The sequence below is a fragment of the Ignavibacteria bacterium genome, assembly GCA_036262055.1.
GTDB lineage: Bacteria > Bacteroidota > Ignavibacteria > Tepidaquicellales > Tepidaquicellaceae > DATAJP01.
Map to the genome: position 1 here is coordinate 515611 of DATAJP010000003.1, position 23615 is coordinate 539225.

The 23615-nt window shown below is 37.4% G+C and carries 20 protein-coding genes; 6 read left to right on the plus strand and 14 right to left on the minus strand.

Annotation, left to right across the window (positions count from 1 at the left end):
* Positions 1-346 precede the first annotated feature (346 nt).
* The 3 genes from groES (at position 347) to VHP32_09435 (ending at position 4031) form a co-directional block, all read left to right on the plus strand.
* Positions 347-631 carry a co-chaperone GroES gene (groES, locus tag VHP32_09425; protein HEX2788113.1) on the plus strand — a complete coding sequence of 95 codons (285 nt, stop codon included), beginning with the start codon at positions 347-349 and terminating at the stop codon, positions 629-631.
* A 33-nt stretch (positions 632-664) separates the two neighbouring features.
* Positions 665-2305 carry a chaperonin GroEL gene (groL, locus tag VHP32_09430; protein ID HEX2788114.1) on the plus strand — a complete coding sequence of 547 codons (1641 nt, stop codon included), beginning with the start codon at positions 665-667 and terminating at the stop codon, positions 2303-2305.
* A gap of 775 nt (positions 2306-3080) precedes the next feature.
* Positions 3081-4031: a hypothetical protein gene (locus tag VHP32_09435; protein HEX2788115.1), complete on the plus strand. Its 951-nt coding sequence runs from the start codon at positions 3081-3083 to the stop codon at positions 4029-4031.
* Between the two features lie 120 nt (positions 4032-4151).
* Here VHP32_09435 and VHP32_09440 read toward each other — a convergent pair whose 3' ends face one another.
* Positions 4152-4943 carry a TIGR02757 family protein gene (locus tag VHP32_09440; GenBank protein ID HEX2788116.1) on the minus strand — a complete coding sequence of 264 codons (792 nt, stop codon included), beginning with the start codon at positions 4941-4943 and terminating at the stop codon, positions 4152-4154.
* Between the two features lie 248 nt (positions 4944-5191).
* Here VHP32_09440 and VHP32_09445 point away from each other — a divergent pair, with 248 nt between their 5' ends.
* On the plus strand, positions 5192-5857 hold the full coding sequence (locus tag VHP32_09445; GenBank protein ID HEX2788117.1) for a 3-hydroxyacyl-CoA dehydrogenase family protein: 666 nt from the start codon (positions 5192-5194) through the stop codon (positions 5855-5857).
* An 84-nt stretch (positions 5858-5941) separates the two neighbouring features.
* Here the strand turns inward: VHP32_09445 and VHP32_09450 are convergent, their stop codons facing one another.
* From VHP32_09450 to VHP32_09510, 13 genes are all read right to left on the minus strand, one after another.
* Entirely contained in the window at positions 5942-7330 is a 1389-nt protein-coding gene (locus VHP32_09450; protein HEX2788118.1) for a DUF5723 family protein, read from the minus strand.
* A gap of 22 nt (positions 7331-7352) precedes the next feature.
* On the minus strand, positions 7353-8915 hold the full coding sequence (locus VHP32_09455) for a hypothetical protein (protein HEX2788119.1): 1563 nt from the start codon (positions 8913-8915) through the stop codon (positions 7353-7355).
* A gap of 24 nt (positions 8916-8939) precedes the next feature.
* Positions 8940-9878 carry a tRNA (adenosine(37)-N6)-dimethylallyltransferase MiaA gene (gene miaA / locus VHP32_09460; GenBank protein ID HEX2788120.1) on the minus strand — a complete coding sequence of 313 codons (939 nt, stop codon included), beginning with the start codon at positions 9876-9878 and terminating at the stop codon, positions 8940-8942.
* On the minus strand, positions 9875-11299 hold the full coding sequence (locus VHP32_09465; GenBank protein ID HEX2788121.1) for an oligosaccharide flippase family protein: 1425 nt from the start codon (positions 11297-11299) through the stop codon (positions 9875-9877). The genes miaA and VHP32_09465 overlap by 4 nt, the downstream gene beginning before the upstream one ends.
* A gap of 82 nt (positions 11300-11381) precedes the next feature.
* Positions 11382-11798, minus strand: coding sequence for a hypothetical protein (locus tag VHP32_09470; protein ID HEX2788122.1), 417 nt, complete (start codon positions 11796-11798; stop codon positions 11382-11384).
* 70 nt (positions 11799-11868) lie between these two features.
* Positions 11869-12294 (minus strand): hypothetical protein, encoded by a 426-nt coding sequence (locus VHP32_09475; GenBank protein HEX2788123.1) that lies wholly within the window; start codon positions 12292-12294, stop codon positions 11869-11871.
* Positions 12295-12405: 111 nt separating this feature from the next.
* Positions 12406-12984, minus strand: a complete 579-nt coding sequence (locus tag VHP32_09480) for a hypothetical protein (protein ID HEX2788124.1) — start codon at positions 12982-12984, stop codon at positions 12406-12408.
* A 54-nt stretch (positions 12985-13038) separates the two neighbouring features.
* Positions 13039-13911: a carboxylating nicotinate-nucleotide diphosphorylase gene (nadC, locus tag VHP32_09485; GenBank protein ID HEX2788125.1), complete on the minus strand. Its 873-nt coding sequence runs from the start codon at positions 13909-13911 to the stop codon at positions 13039-13041.
* A gap of 125 nt (positions 13912-14036) precedes the next feature.
* On the minus strand, positions 14037-14438 hold the full coding sequence (locus VHP32_09490) for a thioesterase family protein (GenBank protein ID HEX2788126.1): 402 nt from the start codon (positions 14436-14438) through the stop codon (positions 14037-14039).
* Between the two features lie 291 nt (positions 14439-14729).
* Positions 14730-16127 (minus strand): FAD-linked oxidase C-terminal domain-containing protein, encoded by a 1398-nt coding sequence (locus VHP32_09495; protein ID HEX2788127.1) that lies wholly within the window; start codon positions 16125-16127, stop codon positions 14730-14732.
* Between the two features lie 12 nt (positions 16128-16139).
* Positions 16140-17309: a trypsin-like peptidase domain-containing protein gene (locus VHP32_09500; protein HEX2788128.1), complete on the minus strand. Its 1170-nt coding sequence runs from the start codon at positions 17307-17309 to the stop codon at positions 16140-16142.
* A gap of 311 nt (positions 17310-17620) precedes the next feature.
* A complete protein-coding gene (locus VHP32_09505) occupies positions 17621-18574 on the minus strand; it encodes a transketolase C-terminal domain-containing protein (GenBank protein ID HEX2788129.1) in 954 nt (317 codons plus the stop codon).
* Between the two features lie 380 nt (positions 18575-18954).
* Positions 18955-21126, minus strand: a complete 2172-nt coding sequence (locus VHP32_09510) for a YCF48-related protein (protein HEX2788130.1) — start codon at positions 21124-21126, stop codon at positions 18955-18957.
* A gap of 204 nt (positions 21127-21330) precedes the next feature.
* Here VHP32_09510 and selD point away from each other — a divergent pair, with 204 nt between their 5' ends.
* Positions 21331-22413 (plus strand): selenide, water dikinase SelD, encoded by a 1083-nt coding sequence (selD, locus tag VHP32_09515; GenBank protein ID HEX2788131.1) that lies wholly within the window; start codon positions 21331-21333, stop codon positions 22411-22413.
* 5 nt (positions 22414-22418) lie between these two features.
* On the plus strand, positions 22419-23606 hold the full coding sequence (mnmH, locus tag VHP32_09520; protein ID HEX2788132.1) for a tRNA 2-selenouridine(34) synthase MnmH: 1188 nt from the start codon (positions 22419-22421) through the stop codon (positions 23604-23606).
* Positions 23607-23615: the final 9 nt, after the last annotated feature.

Here is a 23615-nt window from a genome sequence, read left to right on the forward strand (position 1 = left end):
AAATGTTTCTAGTTGTCATTCCCGCAAAGGCGGGAATCTAAGCTAATATGCCATTTTAAGCAACAATCCCAAGCGTCAAAAACGCTCCAAAAGCTAATATTCTTTTATTTCAATCAAATTTTACATTAATTTTATACAATTCCTGTCACAAACCTTATTTCTGAATTGCTTTCACCATCCGTTTATATTATATTAGCATTCATACATACTGATTGCTAATCAGCAATCAATTCAACTCTCCAAAATCCCCTCTCGAGAGGGGTGGATTCGACGAAGTCGAAGACGGGGTGTGTAAAATAAAATCAAAATTCGTTAATAAAACATAAATCAAAAAGGAAAACAAAACATGAATCTTAAACCATTACATGACAGAGTTCTCGTGAAGCCAATGGAAGCTGAAGAGAAAACTGCAGGTGGATTAATCATTCCTGATACAGCAAAAGAAAAACCTATGAAAGGTGAAGTTGTTGCTGTCGGTTCAGGAAAAGTTACAGACGACGGAAAAACAGTTGCCATGGCAGTTAAAAAAGGCGACAAAATTTTATACGGAAAATATTCAGGAACCGAAATCACTGTTGACGGACAAGAATATTTGATTATGCGCGAATCAGACATCTATGCAATCATCTAAATTTTAAAAAACTAAAAAGGAATAACAAACAATATGGCTGGCAAATTAATAACATTTGACACAGACGCAAGAGCCGCCCTCAAAAAAGGTGTGGACACTCTCGCTAATGCAGTAAAAGTTACATTAGGTCCAAAAGGACGTAACGTTGTTATCGATAAAAAATTCGGTGCTCCTACTGTTACCAAAGACGGTGTTACAGTAGCTAAAGAAATCGAAATCGAAGATCCCGTTGAAAACATGGGCGCACAAATGGTAAAAGAAGTTGCTTCAAAAACTTCTGACGTTGCAGGTGACGGAACAACTACCGCAACAGTTCTTGCTCAGGCAATTTACCGTGAAGGTTTAAAGCACGTAACAAGCGGTGCTAACCCGATGGATTTAAAAAGAGGAATCGACCTTGCAGTTAGCGAACTCGTAAAAGGATTGAAAGACCTTTCGTCCCCTATCAAAGAAAACAAAGAAATCGCACAAGTTGGTGCTATTTCAGCTAACAATGACAAATACATCGGCGACCTTATTGCGCAGGCAATGGAAAAAGTCGGCAAAGATGGTGTTATCACAGTTGAAGAAGCAAAAGGAACAGATACAAACGTTGACGTTGTTGAAGGTATGCAATTCGACAGAGGTTACTTATCACCTTACTTCGTGACAAGCCCTGAATCTATGGAAGCTGAGCTCGAAGACCCTTATATCTTAATCTACGATAAGAAAATTTCTACAATGAAAGACTTGCTTCCTATTCTTGAAAAAACTGCGCAGCAAGGAAGAGGACTTTTAATCATTGCAGAAGACATCGAAGGTGAAGCTCTTGCTACACTAGTTGTAAACAAATTACGCGGTACTTTAAAAGTAGTTGCTGTTAAAGCTCCGGGATTTGGCGATAGAAGAAAAGCTATGCTCGAAGACATTGCAATCCTGACCGCTGGAACATTAATTTCCGAAGAGCAGGGTTACAAGCTCGAGAACGCTACACTTTCATACTTAGGAACCGCAAAAAGAATCGTTGTTGATAAAGACAACACAACAATCGTTGAAGGTGCCGGAAAATCGGATGACATTAAGAAACGTATCAATGAAATCAGAGCTCAGATGGACAAAACAACTTCTGACTACGACAAAGAAAAATTACAGGAACGCCTTGCAAAGCTTTCAGGCGGAGTTGCAGTATTGAAAATCGGTGCTGCTACCGAAGTCGAAATGAAAGAAAAGAAAGCAAGAGTCGAAGACGCTTTACACGCTACCAGAGCTGCAGTTGAAGAAGGTATCGTTCCGGGCGGTGGTGTTGCTCTTTTAAGAGTCAGCGCTAACCTCGAAAAATTGAAAGATGCTAACTCAGACATAATGACAGGTATTAACATAATCAAAAGAGCCATCGAAGAACCAATCAGACAAATCGTTTCAAACGCAGGTCTTGAAGGTTCGGTTGTTATCAATGAAGTCAAAAACAACAAAGGTAACTACGGATTCAACGCTGCAACTGAAAAATATGAAGACCTTGTAAAAGCAGGTGTCATCGACCCTACTAAAGTAACAAGAGTAGCTCTTGAAAACGCTGCATCGGTTGCTTCTTTGTTATTGATGACCGAAGCTTGTATCGTCGAAAAACCTGAAAAGGAAAAAGCACCTATGGGAATGCCTCCGGGAATGGGTGGCGGCATGGGTGATATGTATTAATCCTCTCCTCGTAAAAAGTAAAAAGGCAAAAGTAAAAAATAAAAACCTGTCAGGTGCAAACTTGACAGGTTTTTTTATATTTTAATATCTATCTTAATGTCATTCTGAGCGAAGCGAAGAATGACATTTCATTTTGGTAAGACAGACATTCTTGTCTGTCTACAAATTATGAAATAATTTGTCAATCCTGCGAAGAGATTCTTTGAATTATCCTCTTTCAACAGACGCAAAATATTGTATCTTTATTTTTCTGCACTTTCTCTTAATGTCATTCCCGCGCAGGCGGGAACCCAAACAAAAATCATTTTAAACGGAAAGCACTCGTTGACCCTGAATCAAGTTCAGGGTGACAAGTTTTTAGCTTTTTAATTCCCCTCTTGCTCCGAAGGAGTCCCTATGAGAAGAGGCGGAACGTCCCGTCAAGGCGGGAGGTGGATTCGGCGAAGTCAAAGACGGGGTGTGTAAGTCCTCCTTTGGAGTGCCTGTTCCGACCTGTCGGGAAGGATTTAGGAGGAGGACAGTTTATTAATCCTCCCCCTTTATCCCCCTCCAAAGGGGGAATATTGACTTCATACTTCTCACCTTTCACCTTTAACCTCTGATATTCTGTGTTAATCCGTGTAAATCTGTGGTTAGTCTTTTCTTTGTGATTCTCCGTGTTCTCTGTGGCAAATCCTTTCGTGCAATTCGTGATAATTCGTGGCTTCCCTTCCTAAATTTTTTCGTTTCAATTCGCACAATTCATCGTTAAATTTTCTCCACTCAACAACAAACTATGAAACTAACCCTTTCATTTCTCGCATTCATTTTTCTTTTTACAAGCAGTTCCTACTCACAGGAAGTTCCGTTAGTAGAAAACACTTCCCTTGAGCTTTGCGGGAGGATACTTTTCATTGACGGATTTTATGTTGATAACTACGAAACAAAAGTGGACATCTCGAACTATATGACCGAGACTTCCAAGCCGTTCACCGGCGGATATGCTCTCGGTGATACGGTTCACGTCACGAACGGCTGCAAATACCGTATCTGTACCATTTCAAAATATGCCATCAAAAATCCCGGCGGTATGGAAATGAGATTCGGCGGCGAGATTATGCTCGCAATAAAATGCTATGTTATATACACCAACTATAAAAATATCTTCACAATGGGTACGGGCGACCGGCAAAATTTCGGCAGTCTCAACTGGACTGTGAAAGATATTTCAATGAACTCTGCATCAATTGAACTCAAAAACGATACTGCCGCATTGAATTTCAATCTCGAAAAAAATTCTATTGTCTGGTTCGGCGGCGTAGTTTATTATGTTTCAAATTTCCTCGCACAGGCAACCGATGACCCTGACAAAACATGGCTCATTGAATTCACAAAAGTTAAAGATTATTCATATCTGACAGGCGAAGTCATCCCCGGCGAGTTAATCAACGCGCCGCACGACCTCACGCTTCCTTCAAGCGACAGCTGGCTCATCATCCGCAAAATGAAATTCGTTCCAAAGAAAAGAGTTACCGAAGAGGAGCTCGCAAAAATTCCCGTTAAATACTGGGTGCTTCAGGTTTATAATTATCACGGCGGCATTGCCAGACCCGTAATTGAAGTGAACACTGGCGGTGTAAAACGTTATCTTGAATTCGACGCTTACAAATCTTTCGAAACCGAAGCCGAAGCCCTCGAATTCGCAAAACTCAACAGCATAACGGACATAGTTTTAGAAGAGGAGTAAAATATCTTTCAACGCAGATATTTATGAAATCTATGAATTACGCAGAAATTTTTTAATTTCTTTATTTTTTTTTCAGCGTGAATCATAAACAAATCATAAAAATTCAGCGTTGATATAAATTTAAAACTTTTTGTCGAGCCGGACATGACACAGCGCAAAATCATACTTCACAGGGTCATCAGCATCAAATTCCTTTAACTCATTCGTCAGCTCAACCGCATATTTCAAATCACAGCTTTTCCTCTTAACCATCTTCAGCTTCTGGGTCACTTTATAAATATGCGTATCAACAGGCATAACCAATTTACTCTTATCAATTTCTTTCCATATCCCCAAATCAATATCATCTTTCCTTACCATCCACCTCATAAACAAATTCAGCCGCTTGCAAGTCGAATTATCCTCCGGCGACGGCAGTAAATATCGTAGAGACGCAATATTTTGCGTCTCCTTTTGATTCTTGTTTTGCGTCTCCTTTCTTAACTCACCCACTAACCCGGTCAATCCATCCAAAATATTCTCATTCTCATTTTTATGATGCTTCAAAAAGACTTTCTTCAAGCTTCCATGTTCCTTCAATACCCTGTTCAGATTTTTAAACAAATAAACCAAATCCTTCTCATCATTGAACCTGTAATACAGCCCTCTCAAAAATTTTTTGTCTTTTTGTTCATTAAAATTCGCAGTAAATTCGTAAATATTCATCGAAGTTCTTGAAAATAATTCGCCGGTGAACTTATTTATCTGATCAACCTGCCCATAGGCAAAACAAGAGACAATCAGCCCGGCAATTTCGATATCTCGTTCGTGCACAAACTTATGCAGCACCCAAACCGGGTCTTTCGATGAATGTTTATGCTTATACTGATTATAAACCTGTTCTAAATATTTTTTTAAGTCGGTTTTGTTCATATAAATAAGAAGTCATTTAAATAAGAAGTCATTCCTGCGCAAGCAGGGGGAACCCTTTGGGTCATCCATCAACGAAACGTTGACCCTGAATCAAGTTCAGGGTGACAAGTTTTTAGTTTTTAAATTCCCCTCTTGAGAGGGGTGCCGCAAAGCGGCGGGGTGTGTATCCGTCTCAGCAGCAGAAGATTTTTCTTTGGTTACTTTCTTTTGATCTTTCAAAAGAAAGTGACAAATTAAATTAATTTCAAATGAAGAATTTATTCATAATCGGCGATAATGACGCCCTGATTTCCGAACTAAAAAACTTCCTTAGCTCCAAATACCAGTTCTCAGCATCTCCAACCGATGCCGATATAACCATTGAAGTTACAAATTACGACAAGGAGTTAAAATTCAATAATCTCAAGTACTTAGAAGATAATATCTCCGACGATACTTTAATAATTTCTTCATCATTATGCATTCCATTAACCGCTCAGCTCCGCGGAGTCAAAAACTTTAACCGCCTTTTCGGAGCAGGTTTATACCCAACATTCAGTCAGGTCAAAGGCATCGAATGCACAAAGACAAACCTCTCCTCACAGGATTATATTAACTCCATCAATGATTTATTTGAAAATACTATCTGGGTGGAAGACCGCGCGGGAATGATAAATCTTCGAATAGTTTCTCTCATCATAAACGAAGCATATCTCGTCTTACAGGAGCATACTGCTAACGAAAACGACATCGACACTGCTATGAAGCTCGGCACAAACTATCCTTTTGGACCAATCGAATGGAGTCAACGCATCGGACTCGACGTTGTTTATAACATCCTGCAATCAATGTATAATGAATACGGAGATGATCGCTATCGCATCACCCCCCTTTTACGTGAAAGATATTTAGAGTGGACAATAACTAACAAGTAAAAAGTCAAAAAGCAAAAGGCAAAAACAACAAAGTTGAAAGTTATAGCTTAATTACTTTTGCCTTTTTACTTCTGCCTTTTGCTTTTAGTCAAACTTCAACTTCATCGAAACTGCAAACGAAGTTTTCGTTGATTTGTTCACATCAACGATAGAAAGTATGTTATGCGTTCCTATATCAAACACAAAATAATCAGTTACCATACCTGCGCCTAAGCTCATAGCAAAATTCTCCTTGTCAGCAAGCACAAATCCCATTCGCGGAATAAAATATTGGCTCAGCATATATTCTCCTCCAAGAAAAAACAGCGGTTTCATCAAAGTACCTGATGTGTTCGATAGCCCCTGAGCATATTCAAATGATATATTCGCTCTTTCAATAGAATTTTTAGAAAATATAGGGTCAAAGATTTTATAGTTAACCCCCACGTGAACCGTTGTCGGCATTGATTGCTGGTAATTCGGAATCTCCTGCGAAGTCCCTTCAATCAAATTTAAAAGCCGGTCATATTGCTCCGAGTTTCCCAAATCCGTAATCAGAAAATCCCCCTCATACAAATACTCTTTTGTGTTTTTATACCAGTTCATCCAGCCGATGTCGGTTACGCTTAGACCCATATCCCATTTTTTATCAAATTTAAAATGAAACCCAACATCAAAACCCATCCCGAATCCAGCTAATTCAGTGAACTCAGGAAAAACAATCGCACCCTTTTCTTTACCGATTCTTGATGAACGCATAACCATGTTTCCTCGTGCATTTACTTTATTACTGTCATCAGTATGAAGCGTAAGGTCATTGTTATGCATGTGAAAATTATAATATCCTAATGCCGGCTTCACCGAAATCCCTGCGCTAAACCCATCAATGCCGCTAAACAAATCATTAAACTCTCTGGCATAAGAAAAATTCAACTGTCTAATCCAGCTCATGTCTATGTCAAAATCCGAAAAATCATAAGTTCTGTTTTTTTCATTACCAAAAAGCGCTATGTGCATTGCGTCTTCAGGTAAATAATTCTTTCCCAAAATTCTGTCTTCCACGCTAAACCCAAATGCGCCTATATCTTTATCCTTAATCACAAGTCCGAAAAATTTTAAATTCACTCCAAAGTTCGAAGCAGTGTTCGATGACTGCTTCAAAATATCCTTCTTATCTATATCACTTAAAAATCTTGCTCCTCCGTTTTCATTACCTGTGAAATATTTATTATAAAAATCCAGCGTCAGAAATTCACTGTTCATCATATATCCGGCAGAACTGAACACCGAAATGTAATAATTTGATTTATCGAACGTTCCATTATATACAAGGTTAGCCGGATTATTATTCAATGCATCTATATTAAACGAATTCGCAACCGATGTTCTGCCCAAAGCCATTGACTTAGGATTATCGGAAGACTGCGCAAACAAGCTTCCGACACTGAAGAACAACGCAAAACAAAAAACTATTTTAAAAATTTTAAATAACATATAAATTAAATATTAAAATTATTTAGGGTTCCACAACATAGTTTAACACTCCTATACTTCGTATAATAGAAAAATCATCTCCTCGCACGCGTATCAATCCCGCATTCGGATTTGTAATGTATTCCATTTCAACAAAAACCTTTCCGAAACTTATTATTCTTGCAATGTCATCTCTGTTTAGTTCTGCAATAATCTCTCTTGTCTTTTGACCTCCGGGCACAACCGTTCCGTCAGTTCCAACATCAGCCGCATCCACAGTTACGAAACCGTCCGCTTCAGGATTTGCAACTTTTTCGGTCAACACAAGAAGCGGATTATTCGTAGAGTCCGCAACAGTTATTTTAACCCGCATCTTTAAAGCGATGCCGTTTATCAATGTTGTCGTGAGGTTTATCTTCGAAATGTTATTTATTTTATCTCTTTGCTTCTGAGTAAATCCGCCTTTGGTGGTATCACGGTAAGAATTATAATTATTTGTTTGAAAACGCAAAGGAACATCGGCATAAAAATGCGACACAATACTGTCCTGAAAATCAAGCGTCGCATCCTGATAATCTGAATTAAACACCTGGTCTCTGTTATAAAAAACTTTTCCCGGAACATTATTTAAAAATGAAATAATGTTGCTGTTAGACGGAGTTATGTTTAATTTCACTTCCCCATATGATTGCCCTGCCTGTTTTCTCGGAATAACAACGTTGTAAAATGAATCAAGCGTTCCGTTATTGTCAAAATCATAAAGCAGTCTGACCTGTGAATGTGTTATTTTATTTTCACCGGTGAAATATGCTTTCTGCAATGTAATCTGCGACTCTGCATAATTTCTTATTCTGAACTCTGATTTTTTTATAGTAGAAATAGTTAACGGGTTTTCAGGTGCATTCTCTCCAAACGGGTCATCGATTGTATCTTTTACATTTTTCGACAATAAAGGTTTAACTTTTCCCGAAACAAAATTTATGTCGGTTCTGCTGACGGAATAATCAAACGAAGCAGTTCCCTGCTGGGATGCGGATGAAGAAATTTGAAACTGAAGATAATTCAGCAAAACCGTATTCTGAATTTTATAATCAATTAGCGGAATGTTATAGCTTCTCGTAGAATTTGGGTCAACTGTTCCCGACAAACTGTATGAAATATTTGTGGAAAGTTTTTTGAGATTACTTATGCCTAGCGTAAAGTTATATGGAAACGAATTATTATTTCTGAAAACAAGATTTACGTTTCCGTTAATAAAAAATGCTTCTCTCACATAACTTGAGTCATCGAAATCAAGATTAATAATCGTGTCTCTGTTAAAAATAAAATTGTTTACCTTTGTGGCTATTCCGTCGAAATTTAGAGAGGTCCCGATTTCATCAACGTCATCGACCGATGCAACAAGTACAACATCATTGCTTACCGAATCGATGTAAATGTTCTGCTGCTTATCCAGCATTTTCGAAACAGTATAATTCCTGTTTACAAAAGATAAATTTGCTTCGACTTCCCAGTTTGGGGCAACAAATTTTTCAATGTTACAGCTTTGGAAAAGTATAATTGTGAGTGCAATTATTGGGGAAAGAACCTGCAGTTTTTTGAGCATTAACTAAAATAAAGGATTTAAGGATTAATTAAGTTTTTCACTATTTTTATAAAAATCGTTTATAATATAATCAGATAATACGGCAAAATCTGTCGTATGTTCTACTACAACCCATTTTATTTTTTTATCCTTGTTAAACCAGGTCATTTGCCTTTTTGCATATCTTCGCGTGTTTTGTTTAATCATTTCCACCATTTCCTCATAATTATATTCGTTTTCAAAGTATTTCATCACTTCTTTAATTCCCACGGTATTGAGGGAATTGAAATTTTTATAACTATAACCTCTATCCCATAAAGCCCTCACTTCTTCAACCAGTCCGGCTTTTATCATTTCATCGACTCTGTCATTAATTCTCTCATATAAATATTTTCTTTCAAGCATTAACCCGTATTGATGAGTTCTGAACTTTATCTCGACTTTATTTTTATGCAGTTCAGAAATCTTTTTTCCTGTCGCATAATAAATTTCAAGCGCTCTGATAATTCTTCGTATATTGCTTGGGAGCATTGCCGCTGCGGCAATCTTGTCAATTTCTTTAAGCTCATTATATAAAAATTCCCTCCCCTTCTGTTTTAACTTTTCGTTCAGTTCGGCTCTTATTTTTTTATCCTTTATTTCTTCATCAAAAAATCCTTCAATCAATGAACGCACATAAAGTCCGCTTCCCCCAACTATTACTGGAGTTTTTCCGCGGCTCAAAATATCTTCAATAATCACCCGTCCTTTTTTACCATACTCTCCTGCGTTAAATTCCTCATCAAGATTGAGCTCTTCAATGAAATAATGTTTAATTAAATTCCGGTCATTTAAAGAAGGTGCAGAAGTTGCGACCGGTATGTGCAGATAAACCTGACGTGAATCCGCTGATACAATCTCACCGTTAATTTTCTTCGCTATCTCAATTGAAAGCTTTGTTTTTCCGGATGCTGTAGGACCGACAATCGCAATAACGTCCTTCATACACCCTTAGTTTTAACCAATTTAGCAACGGTGCTAAAATTCACAATTTTAAATGCAAATACTATGCCGATGTATCCTGCAATTATCAGCAATTTTGTGATAAGATTTATTTGGGGGGAATAAAACCAAAATAAAATAACGGAAATTAAGCTTAAAAAAATCATGCAGATTTTAAAATATTCATAATCAATTCTGTAAAACTTCTGCGCTGTTATATAAATTCCGATTACCATTAGTAAATAACTCAGCAAAGTTGAATATGCCGCTCCCATCATTCCTAACGATGGGATTAGAAGCAAGTTTGAGACTACATTTGCAGCCGCAGCTATTCCCGTTATCAAAGGCAGGTATTTTGTCTTTTTCTTGAAGTAAATTCCCGGCATCAGATTCACATACACCCCGTTCAATAAATATGCTGTCAAAATAATAGGTACAATCTCCAGTCCCGACCTGTAGCTTTGACCAAAAATCAGAATGATGTCATTCAAAAATAAAGTTGTTACAAGACAAATGAACGCTCCTACCATAATAAATAAAGTCATCACTTTTGAGAACAATAACTTTGCATTTTCATCCTTCGCATTGTTCAAAAAGAAAGGTCGCCACGCAAAATCAAACATTGTAACGAATATCATCATTATTATCCCGAGCTTGTAATTCGCAGTATATATCCCTGCTGTCTGATCATTCGTCAGATATACGAGCATTGGTCTGTCGATTACCTGTATGATATTCGCGCTTATTCCTGCGGGAATATAAGGAAGCGAAAACTTCAAAAGTTCAATAAATAACTCTTTGTTAAATTTAATTTCCAGGTTTGCAAAAATTTCCGGCAGGAGAATAATAAACGTTACAACCGAAGCCGCAAGGTTGCTGATTAAAATTGCCTCAATACCCATGTTAAATCCGATTATCAATATGAAATTCAAAGCAACATTAACAACAATATTGATTATTTTAATAATCGAAAACTTAACCGGTTTGTGATGAAGACGCAGATTTGCAAACGGCACAAGAACTATTGCATCAAAAAATAAAATGAGAGCCGTATATTTTATGAGGTCATAGTTAGCTTGTGTGACAGAAAAAATTCCCGAAAAAACGGATGGAAAGAAAAATAAAACTGCAGATAAAATAAGTGAGTTTAAAAAAATAGTAACGAACGGTAGTGAAAAATTTTCTTTCTTGCTTCCTATTTCCTGAAAAGCCGAAAATCTGAAAAATCCTGATTCAAGCCCGAGAGAAAAAAAGACATTGAGAATTGCAATGTACGCAAAAATATTTGCGATGATACCATATTCTGCCGGTGGAATGAAGTTCGTATAAAAGGGAACGAGTATGAAATTCAAAAATCTTCCGACCATCGTGCTGGTTCCGTAAATCAGCGTTTCCTTCGAAAGATTTTTTATTTTTTGTATCATTGCATTAAATGCATTAAACAAAAAAAGTTACCCGCCATAACAACGGATAACTTTTTCTATGAATAATATTTTTTTACTGATGTTATTTATATTGGATGCTAACTTGACCTGAAGTTAAGAAATTCCTTTCACTGTCATATACATAAACATTATATAAGCCGGCTTTATAAAAAGTTACCTGCTTGTAGAACCATATCCAGTCTCTTTCTGTATCCTGATAAATCGTATTGTCATATGCCTCCCCGCCGTAACTGTCGACTTTATAAATTTCATATGAAACGCTTTTTGTGCCCAGCTCATACGGTAAACGCACGAGAAAATAAAGATATCCCCCGTTGCCTCCTATGGTAAATACACTGCTCGGCGACTGCGCATAACCGCTTCCGTCAACCCCTTCACAGAAATATAACGTCTGTGAATTTGCGCTCGAAACCCCAAAAGAAATAATTGAAAATAAAATTAAAGCGTAAAGCTTGTAATTTTGTATTAGTTTTTTCATTTACTTGTATTTTTATACAAAAAAAGACAGGCACATTGCGCCTGTCTTTTAAAAAGTTTTATTTTTTTTATTACCTTGGAATAATTTCAACAAGCGCGCTTGCAACAGTTCTGTTGCTGCTGTTGAGCAAGAATACCCTGTAAATTCCCGGGTCATCAAAGCTCATGTCGCTTTCAGCATTTCTTGAAAAATAAATGTATTTCATATCGGGTGAAACTGAATAATTGAATTTTTTGTAAAATGAAAAAGTACCGGTTCTGCAATCATACTTATCAAACTGAATTGATACATCTGATAATCCCAATGCGTTTGCAGATTTAACCATAACAGTTAAATATCCCGGATAAAATCTGTCACTGACATCAATTTCACCTGTTACGTCATCATATTTTTCACAGAAATACATCACAGGTTCGCTTTGTGCGTTTGATTTTGAACTAAAACCAAACAACAAAGCAACAACAAATAATCCAAAAAGTAATTTTAATTTAGACATTCTGTCTCCTTTTATTTATTTAATTAATGAATAAACTATAATTTAACCTTTATAGCTTATTACTTCTACTTCCTTCTAATCTATTTTATAGCACGGAAGTTCCATCATTTTTTATCTTTTTACGACTTCTACGTCATTTGAAAGCAGCGGTGTTCCGTCTGTTTTTTGCAAAATTACTCTGTATGTTCCCGGTGAACTGAATTTTAATTTATCCTTGTCCTGAAAATAAGTATAAGTCCAGTTCGGCTGAATGTCGAAAGGAATGGTTGTTATTATCTGCTCACTGATTTTATCACCGTTCGCGTCAGCAACTTTTGATAATCTCAATTCGGCTTTGCTGACTCCTAAAGGTTCATCGGTTTTTACCATAACTGTAAGCCAGCCGGGTGTGAATCTATCTGAGACACCAATTTCTTCTCCGTTTTTGTAATCTTCACAGAAATAAAGTTTTCCGCTTACAGTTCCTGCAGAAGTATTATTCTTTGTTGTGTTGTCGGATGATTTGTTATTTGAGCCGCTGTTATTGTTACCTGAATTATTTTCTTCGGTTTTTGTAGTTTGCTGCTTATTATTGTCACTTCCTGATGATGTATTATTATCATCACCTTTGAATTTATTACAGGCAAGCAAAACACCGACTGTAACAACTAATGCAAAAAGAAATGAAAATTTGTGGGATAATTGTTTCATATGTGGTTTTTTTGAAGTTGATATAGCGAAAAATAATTTAAAAGCACTATTTTTTCAAGATATAAAATCTAATGCTATATCTAGCGACTTATTTGAGTGAGTCAGCGCTCCCGAGGATATATAATTGATTCCGCGCAGTTTTGAATATTTTCTGATATTTGAAATATTCACACCACCCGAAATCTCAGTTTCAAATCTTCCCTTCACCAACTCACCGGCTTTTTTAAGCTGACTTAAATTAAAATTATCAAACATAATCCTGTCAACTAATCCCCTTCCTTTCTCGACAACAAGTTTCAGCTCATTTAAATCTTTTACTTCAATCTCAACCTTTACTTTTTTCCTGAACCTTTTGAGTTTCTTCAAAACATTTTCAATTCCGTCATTTGCTTCGATATGATTATCTTTTATAAGCATCATATCATATAAGCCAAACCTGTGATTTTCACCGCCGCCGATTTTCACTGCAAGTTTTTCAAACAATCTGAAATTCGGGGTGGTCTTTCTTGTATCTAAAATCTTTATGTTCTTATTATTCAATCTTCTCGTTGCTTCGTTCAACATCGTTGCAATCCCGCTCATCCTCTGAATAATATTTAAGCTCAGTCTTTCACCCATAAGTAAACTTCTCGTCTTTCCCGAAATCTCTCCCGCAACTTTTCCTTTTTTAACCTTATCACCATCCTTAACAAAAAATTTTACCTTAACATTTTTATCTATCAGTTCAAAAACTCTCTCAAAAATTTTTAATCCCGCAATGATTCCTGTTTCCTTAACCAAAACAATTGCCTTCGAATGTTCATTCCTTGGAATCAAAAACTCTGACGTAACATCACCCCTACCGACATCTTCCTGCAAAGCTAATCTAATCAGCTTATCACACTCTCTCCAGTTAAAATTTTTATAGTGATTCAATTTTATTTTCAACTAATGATTGTCATTCCTGCGAAGGCAGGAATCCCAGTACACGACAGTCAAGACTGTTTATCGTACTTAACACAAAATTCCCCTCTTGAGAGGGGTGGCTCCGACTTTGTCGGAGACGGGGTGTGTTAAATCCTCCCCTTAACTATCTCCAACAATCTCTCCGGTGGTCTTGTCGGCTTCATCGTATCCGCCTTCACAAAAGAATGCACCGTATGCCCCGTTACAACCAATCTATCACCAAGATACAGCTCATACTCAATTCTTATTTTCACAGTCGGCACTTCTTTCAAAATCGTTTTTATGGTAATCACATCATCATAAGTCGCCGATGAAAAATATTTTGCCGAACTCTCAATCACCGGAAGTGCAATCCCGATTGCTTCCATCTCTGTATATGGATAACCAATCTGCCTCAGCATATCATTTCTTCCGGCTTCAAAATATTCATAATACCTGCCATAATACACCACACCCATCTTATCCGTATGCGCATACAAAACTCTCTGCTGTATTTCTGTTACTATCATATTTTTATTTCCCCCTTTGTAAGCGGAACGTCCCGTCTCGGCAGGAGGGTTAGGGGGAGGACAACTCCTCCTGTCATTCCCGCGCAGGCGGGGGGAACCCTCTGGGTCATCTAAGCGAATATATTTATTGAACTAATATTGCTCACGCTCTAAACACGCTCTAACACAAAATTCCCCTCTTGAGAGGGGTGGCTCCGACAAAGTCGGAGACGGGGTGTGTAAATTCCCTCTTAACCTTTTAAACTTACTTTCTCCCGCAGGAGTCTCCTGAAAGGGACTCCTGCGAAAAACCTAATCCCCAAATATCTTCCCCGGATTCAAAATCCCCTTCGGGTCCATCGTATCCTTAATCTTCTTCATCAAATCAATCTCATCTTTCTTCAAGGCAATCGATAAATAATTTTTCTGTGAATACCCAATTCCGTGCTCGCCCGAAATCGTTCCGCCAAGACCGACGGTCAACTGAAAAATTTCCTTAACCGCCGGCTCAATGTTTTCATCCCAAGCTTTACTATCTAATTTATCCTTCAAAATATTCACATGCACATTACCATCACCCGCATGTCCATAGCAAATCGAAGTAATGCCATACCTCTCGCAGATTTCTTTCACTCCGCTTACAAGCTCAGGAATTTTCGCTCTCGGAACAACGGTATCTTCTTCCTTATAAGCCGATATTGATTTCACCGCTTCGCCAATGCACCTGCGCAAAGCCCAAAGCTCATTCATTTTCTGCGCATCTTCGGCAAGAACAATATCAATCACATTAAACCTCTCAAGCACTCCTGCAATGGTTTCGATATCGCTGTTCAACTGGTCTTCATAATTCCCATCGACTTCAATCAACAACTGCGCCGCCGCTTCATTGTTCGGAAAAACTTTATGCAATTGCCTTTCCGCCGCCTGAATAGCAGACTTCTCCATAAACTCTAATGCTGACGGTGTAATACCCGCTCTGAAAATCTCCGCAACTGCTGCCGTGCAGTTACGCATATCATCAAAAGCAGCAAGCAAAACTTTTTTATGTTTAGGTTTCGGTATAAGCTTGAAAATAATTTTTGTAATTACCCCAAGCGTTCCCTCACTGCCGACAATGAGCTGTGTCAGATTATATCCCGTAACATTTTTTATCACCCTCGCACCCGTATTCAAAATTTCTCCCGTTGGAGAAACAAACTCAATTCCTAAAATATAATCCTTCGTCACTCCGTACTTCACCGCTCTCGGACCGCCCGCGCACTCCGCAAGATTGCCTCCAAGCGTACAGCTTCCCCGTGATGCTGGGTCAGGCGGATAATACATATCCTTCTTTTCACACTCATCCTGAAAAATCTGCGTGATAACTCCCGGCTCTACAACCGCCTGAAAATTCACGTCATCGATTTCAATTATCTTCTTAAAATTTTCCATCGATAAACATATCCCGCCGAAAATTGCCAAAGCTCCACCTGACAGCCCCGTTCCTCCGCCTCGCGGATAAACAGGAATGGAAAACTCATTCGCTAATTTTATGATTTGGCTTACTTCTTGTGTGGTGTGCGGCTTCACGATGACTTCCGGCTTGAACCGGAAGTCTTCCGTGTAATCTTTGGAGTATATATCTAAGTTATAGTCGTCAAGAAAAATATTTTCTTTCCCTGCGATTTCTGTAAGCTTATTTAGAACTTCATCGTTAATCTTATTATACATTAATAAATGCGATTAATTCGATGATGTTAATTTCATTTCAATCTCTTCTTCATCACCGCTTCGGATAATTTTCATCTTAACCGTATCCCCTACCTGTAAATCATTGATTGAAAAAATCAAATCCTGTTCGTTCATAATTTTTTCACCATTCACTTCAACAATAATGTCTTCGGTTTTCAAACCCGCATTATCCGAAAGACTTCCGCGCAAAACCTGTGTTACAATGACTCCGTTTTTGCTTTTCAGACCGTAGTAATTCGCAACTCTTTCATCAATACCCTGAATTCTGAATCCGACATTAAAGTTTCTGTCTATTTTTCCATTTGCTTTTAATTGTTCAAGAATACCGCGAACTCTATTAATTGAAATTGCAAATCCAACTCCGATACTTCCCTGCGAAAACTGGCTGCCTGTATAGATAATCGTGTTCATACCGATTACATTTCCGTCCGTATCAATCAACGGACCGCCTGAGTTACCTGAATTAATCGAAGCATCAGTCTGAATCATGTCCCTGTAAATTCTTTGTCCGTCACCCGCGCTTACTTTCATGTTCTTTGCGCTCACAACCCCGACTGTTACAGTCGGCTGGTCATTTATTTCAAACAATCCGAAAGGATTGCCAAGCGCAATAACCCACTCACCAATGATGATGTTGTCTGAATTTCCGAGATTTATAAACGTAAGATTGCTCTTATCAATTTTCAGAAGCGCAACATCAGATATCGGGTCGCTTCCGATAAGTCTCGCCTGAACTGTCTCGCCTGATGTTAACGTAACCGAAATTTTTGTCGCATGTCCTGCAACGTGGTCATTGGTCAGAATATATCCATCGGCAGAAATTATATAACCTGAACCCAATCCTTTCACAACTTGCTTTTGCGAACCCTGGTCTCCGAAAAACTGTCTGAAGAACGGATCATTAAAAAATGGATTCTGAACTTCACGCTCTTCTTCCACGTTAATGCCGACTATTGCATTCGATACTTTTGCAATCGCTCTCGTGATTGCCGTTTGCCTGTCATCTGATATTTGCTGAGTCTGTTCTGTTTTATTAACTGCAGGAGTTAACTTATTTGAATTATTATTACCGTCACCTGACAATAAATATTTTCCTACCAATACACCGGTTGCAAGAGACAACGCAACGAATATTCCGATGGCTACTTTTACTTTATTCATTTTTTTCTTACTAATTAAATATTCCATTTATTTCTTTTACTTCTTTTTATTTTGTTACTAAATTAATATTAGAAAATACTAAATTAAAATTATTTTGAATGAGTTAATACTTTTTCATTTTACGAAAACAAAATCCATTTTGTTATATATTCCCCCTTAACAAAGGGGGATAAAGGGGGTTGTAATTCCCAAATTTTCTGTCATTCCCGCGAAGGCGGGAATCTAAGTAATTATGTTACAAGACCAGATTATTTTATACACTAATCTTCGAACAGAAGAATCATTGCACATTGTAAATTGCTAATTGCAAATTATTTCTTCAGTCTCTTCTTCACCTTCTTCACAATTGCATCACGGTCAATCAGATACTTATTCATCAGCTCATATATCTTACCGCTCTCACCGAAGGTATCTTCGACAGCGATATAATCCATCTGAGTCGGCATTCGTTCCGCAAGCACTTCTGCAACCGCTCCAAAAAGCCCGCATTGTTTCTGATGGTCTTCACACGTAACAATATATCCCGTTTCTTTCGCGCATTTCAAAATCATATCCACATCAATCGGCTTAATCGTATGCATGTTCACAACTCTCGCGCTGATGCCGTCTTTCTTAAGCATCTCCGAAGCAACTATCGCCTCCCATACTAACAATCCGTTTGCAATTAATGTTACATCACTTCCGTCAACAAGCAAATCCGCTTTCCCGATTTCAAATTTATCATCCATGCTCGTGAAGTTCGGAGTCTTGTCGCGATAAAATCTCACATAAAACGGACCAACCGCATCGATGCACGCAACCATTGTTTTATAAGTCTGGTTATAATCACAGGGTGTGCAAACAGTCATGTGAGGAAGTATTCTCATAATCCCGACGTCTTCAAGCGACTGGTGCGTTGCCCCGTCAGGACCAACTGAAATCCCGCAGTGCGAAGCGCAGATTTTCACATTCATCTCGCTGTATGCAATCGACTGACGAATCTGGTCGAAAGGTCTTCCAGTTGCAAACTCTCCGTATGTAGATGCAATCGGAATCTTTCCAATCAGCGCCATGCCCGCTGCAGTACCCATCATATCCTGTTCCGCAATTCCAACCGAAAAAAACCTGTCGGGATATGCATCTCTGAAAAAATTTGTCTTCACCGAACCCGTCACGTCTCCGCCAAGCACTACAATTTTTTCATTTGTTTTGCCTAACTCAACAATGGCATCCGCAAATCCTTGCCTCGTCTCCTTCATTTCAGGATTTTCAATATTATACTTCATTCTGATAAATTTGGTTTAATCGTTTTTGTAAATAAATTAATCTTATAATTTAAGTCGGTTAAATATTAGGTTAAACATAAAATGATAAACCACTTGTTTTACAATTTACGTTTACGTTTGTATAATTCTTAAAAATACCGTTATTATTTGAAGGTTTCAATGAAACAATATGGAATATTAAGTCCTCCTTTGGAGGAGGATTTAGGAGGAGGAAATTGGCAATGTCATTCTGAGCGAAGCGAAGAATCCCCAGCAAAGTGATCATCAGTTTAGAAAGCTAATTTAAAATTCCCCTCTTGAGAAGCGGGACGTCCCGTCATGGCGGAAGGTGGCTCCGACTTGTCGGAGACGGGGTGTGTTAAAAATTAAAAAAATAAATATTACTTCAACAATACCATTTTATTAGTCTGAACAAAATCACCTGCAATCATTTTATAAAAATAAATCCCGCTTGCAAAATTACTTGCATCAAAATCAATTTCATATCTTCCCTGTTGTTTTATATCATTATTCAACAATCTTGCAACCTCTTTCCCTAAAACATCATATATAATAATGCTCACATTAGATTGTTTAGGAATTTCAAACTGAATTTTCGTAACCGGATTAAACGGATTAGGATAATTCTGTAATAAATATGATGAAATAATTATACCTGGATTTATTTTTTTAATATTAACAGGATTACCACCAGAGGATGTTTTTAGAACTGTGAAACCATCTCCAACAAATACATATGTACTATCATTAACTATTGATATACCATTTATTGTATGATGAGTTCCGGTATTATATTTATTCCAACTAAATCCATAATCAGTGCTTTTGTAGTATGTACCGCTTGTTCCTGTTAATAAACCAATATTATTATAAAATTTAATTTGTGCATCAAACTCAGTATATATGAAATCTATTTGAAACCAAATATTCCCATTATCCACTGTTTTATATAATCCTCCATCTCCTGTAATAAAACCAATATTTTCGTTAATAAAATAAATACTTGCCGCATTAAATTGATTAGTTCCTCCTACAATTGTGTGCGAAGTCCAATTTATGCCACCGTTTGTAGTTTTTAAAAATGCTCCTCCTCTATCTTTACCGCAAATAAAACCTGTAAGATTATTTAAAAAAAATACATCAGTATAATAACTATCATCAATAATTTGAGTTTCCCAAGTGCTACCAGAATTTGCAGTTCTATAAATTCTTCCTACTTCACCTGTTGCAATACCAGTGTTTATATCTTGAAACCAAATCGAACTTAAATGGATATTAAAGGATGAAAGAACGGAATTCCAATTATATCCTGAATTCACTGTTTTCAATACACCAAATTCGCCAGCAGTAAAACCGGTGTTTTGATTAATCATATAAATTTTCCCAACACCTGCAGTATTTGGTGAAGTTTCCCAACTAACCCCACTGTTTGTAGTTTTAATTATACCAATATTTTGTTCATTAGGATATCTATAACCCGTACCAGTAACAAATCCTGTCGATTCATTTATAAAAGTTGCATTATAAAATGTTCCGGTAATATTATAACCATAAGTTAGTCTATTCCAAGATACTCCAATATCCGTAGTTTTTAATATTAATCCTTTAGGGCCTGTAATATATCCTATCGTTTCATTTACTTTTTTTATTGTATGGTTTGTTACTGATGTTGACATTGGAAGTGAAGGACCGGCTCCCCAATTATCTCCACCATTAATTGTCTTCAAAAAATATACATTACCGCTATTATAACCTATTAAGTATCCGTTTGAAGAGTCAAAGAATTCAACATCATACATATAAACTCCATCAGCATTTAACTTATTTATCCAAGAAAGACCATTATCAGTTGATTTATAAACTTTACCTATTCCAAGACAAATAATATTATTATTTGAAATGAATTTTATGCTAAACAATACTGTACCGGCATTTGATTCCAACCATGATTCACCTCTGTTTGATGATTTGAGTATGACTCCCGTATTTGCACCTATCCCACTTGGGCTTTTAGTTCCACAAATATAGATTGTGCTGTCATTAGAAAATGCTATTTTATTTAATGTATAGTTGTGTGGGTATGTTGTTAATAAATTCCAATTTAATCCTCCATTTATAGTTTTATAAATTTCCTTCTCTCCGATTAAAATGCCTAAATTTGAGTCAAAAAATTTAATGTCTTTATATATCATGCTTTCACCTATATTCATAGATATCCAATTATAACCACCATTAATAGTTCTATATATTTTTGAAATGTTTGATGTAATAAATCCGGTTTGACTATTCAAGAATTCAACTGAAGTTAAATCTGAATTCACATCCAAATAATTTGTTATCCAATCAACACCACTATTTGTTGAAAATGTATAAACACCTTTTTTTCCCACACAATAAACTTTTGAATCAATACATTCGACATCATTTATATCATTTCCTTGCGGTTTTGGATTTAACCAGGTCCAACCTGATTGAGCTGAAGATTCATTAATAAATATTAACGAAATTAAGATAACAAATAAGATTTTTCTGATGGCGTGGTATGGATTCATTTTTCTATCCTCCAAGTAAACGTAAATATCCCAATTTTAAAAAACAATATGCAAAATCCCCTCTTGAGAGGGGTGGATTTGACGAAGTCAAAGACGGGGTGTGTTACAAAAATATGATTCACAAATAAATTCCCCCTTAACAAAGGGGGATAAAGGGGGTTGTTTCAGAATTAACACTAATTTTTATTATCACTAATTTACTCAATGAACCAAACAAACACTGACACAAAAAACGCCAAAGTACGTCTCACCCAGCTCGTTAAATCCGCTGGTTGTGCGGCAAAGATTTTTCCCGATATTCTTTCAGAAGCCCTCAAAGGAATCAATTGGACAACCAATGAAAACGTTCTTGTCGGATTCGACGGCAAAGACGACGCAGGCGTTTATAGAATTAACGACGACATCGCGCTTATTCACACAACGGATTTTTTCACGCCCGTTGTAGATGACCCGTATATCTTCGGACAAATCGCCGCCACCAACGCGCTCAGCGATGTTTATGCAATGGGCGGCACGCCGATCAACGCTCTCAATATAGTCGCATTTCCGCAAACCGAAGACCTCAGCATCCTTAAAGAAATTCTCACAGGCGGGCTCGACAAGCTCAACGAAACCGGCGCAGTCGTAATCGGCGGACACTCCGTTGATATCCCCGTTATCTTATACGGCATGGCAGTTACAGGCACAATCAATCCCGCTAACGTAAAAGCAAACAACAACGCTCAGCCCGGTGACCTGCTTATTCTCACAAAACCTCTCGGTACGGGATTTCTAAATAACATGATTAAGTTCGATAAGCTTTCCGACGACCAATATAAAAATCTCATCGCATCGATGACACGTCTCAATAAAAATGCTTCCGAGGCAATGGTTCAATACAACGCAAACGCATGCACAGATATCACCGGCTTTGGTCTCGCGGGACACTCAATGCAAATGGCAAAAGCAAGCGGAGTTGTTCTTAAATTTAAAGTCAGCGACCTACCCATTCTTGACGGAGTTCAAACCGCAATCGAGAAAAAACTCTGGACGCGCGGCGATAAATCAAACCGCGATTACACCTGCAACAATATTAAATATCTTGGCGAACTAAACACCGACACCGAACACATTTTCTTCGACCCGCAGACATCAGGCGGTCTCCTCATTTCTGTTCCCGAAGAAAATTCCGAACAGCTTTTGCTTCATATTCAGAATAACGGTGACCCTAACGCAAAAATAATCGGCGAAGTTTTATCACCTGATAACGACAACACCACCGGAACAATAATTTTTGATTTTACATAAAAACAGTGCAGGATATTCAAAACTTAAATACCGAAAAAGAACTTTTTGATTTCATCCGTAAATCAGATTGCTCAAATGTCCCTCCACTAAAATCAATTTTCAGTAATTACAAATTCACAAAAATCAGCATCACAGACGCTCTCGACCACATAAAACTCAATGAAGCTATTGTTATCGATGCCCGCTCAGAAAAAGAGTTCAACGAATCTGCCCTTCCTTCTGCTGTGAATTTCCCCGTTCTCAGAAATCAGGAGCGCCATAACGTCGGACTTATTTATAAAAATTACTCTCAATCAGCCGCCGTCTGGCTTGCAATGAAATACGCTAATCCAAAGTCTGAATCTTTATCCGATTTTTTAAACGAGTGCAAATCAACCGTAAAAAATATAATAGTATATTGCTGGCGCGGAGGAGGCAGGAGCAGTTATCTTGCTAAAATGCTGGAGGATATTTTGACACAAAATCCCGAAGCAAATTTATACACAATTGCGGGAGGATTTAAGGCATACCGCAGGCACGTTATTGATTTTTTTAAGACAGAAATAAATGATTATAATTTTATTGAAATAACGGGGCTAACTGGTAATAATAAAAGCAGGTTAATTGAATCCATCTCAACTAAAATCGATGCTCTTGACCTTGAATTTTGCGCCCGGCATCAGTCATCTCTTTTCGGGCAAATCCCTTACCATATCCGCGGCTTTGAACCGGTCAAAAATCAGTCAGCATTCGAAAATAATATCTTTAATCAGTTGCTTTTCCTGAAAGAGAAAAACAACATTCTGGTTGAAAGCGAGAGCAAAAAAATCGGTGATTTCTTCATTCCCGATACTCTTTATGCTAAGCTTGAAAACGCTCCCTCCATTCAGCTTATTGCTTCATTAGAAACCCGTGTTAATACCATAACCGAAGATTATTTCGGAAAAGATTTAAAAGGATTACCTCTGGTAAAAGAAATCTTCGTAAAAAAATCCGGCTTCTTCAAACAGCAGTTAAGCAAACAAGTCTATGAGGAACTTTTAGAGTATCTGGAAAACGGTGAGGTAAAAAAGTTCTCTGAAATAATGCTCGTTAAATACTATGACAAACGCTACAAAGAAAAAGGAAAAAAACCTGTTTTAAGAGTCAACTCGGATAATTTGGGAATTGCCGAACAAGAAATATTGAATTATATAAAAATATTAACCGAATAGGTAGAGACG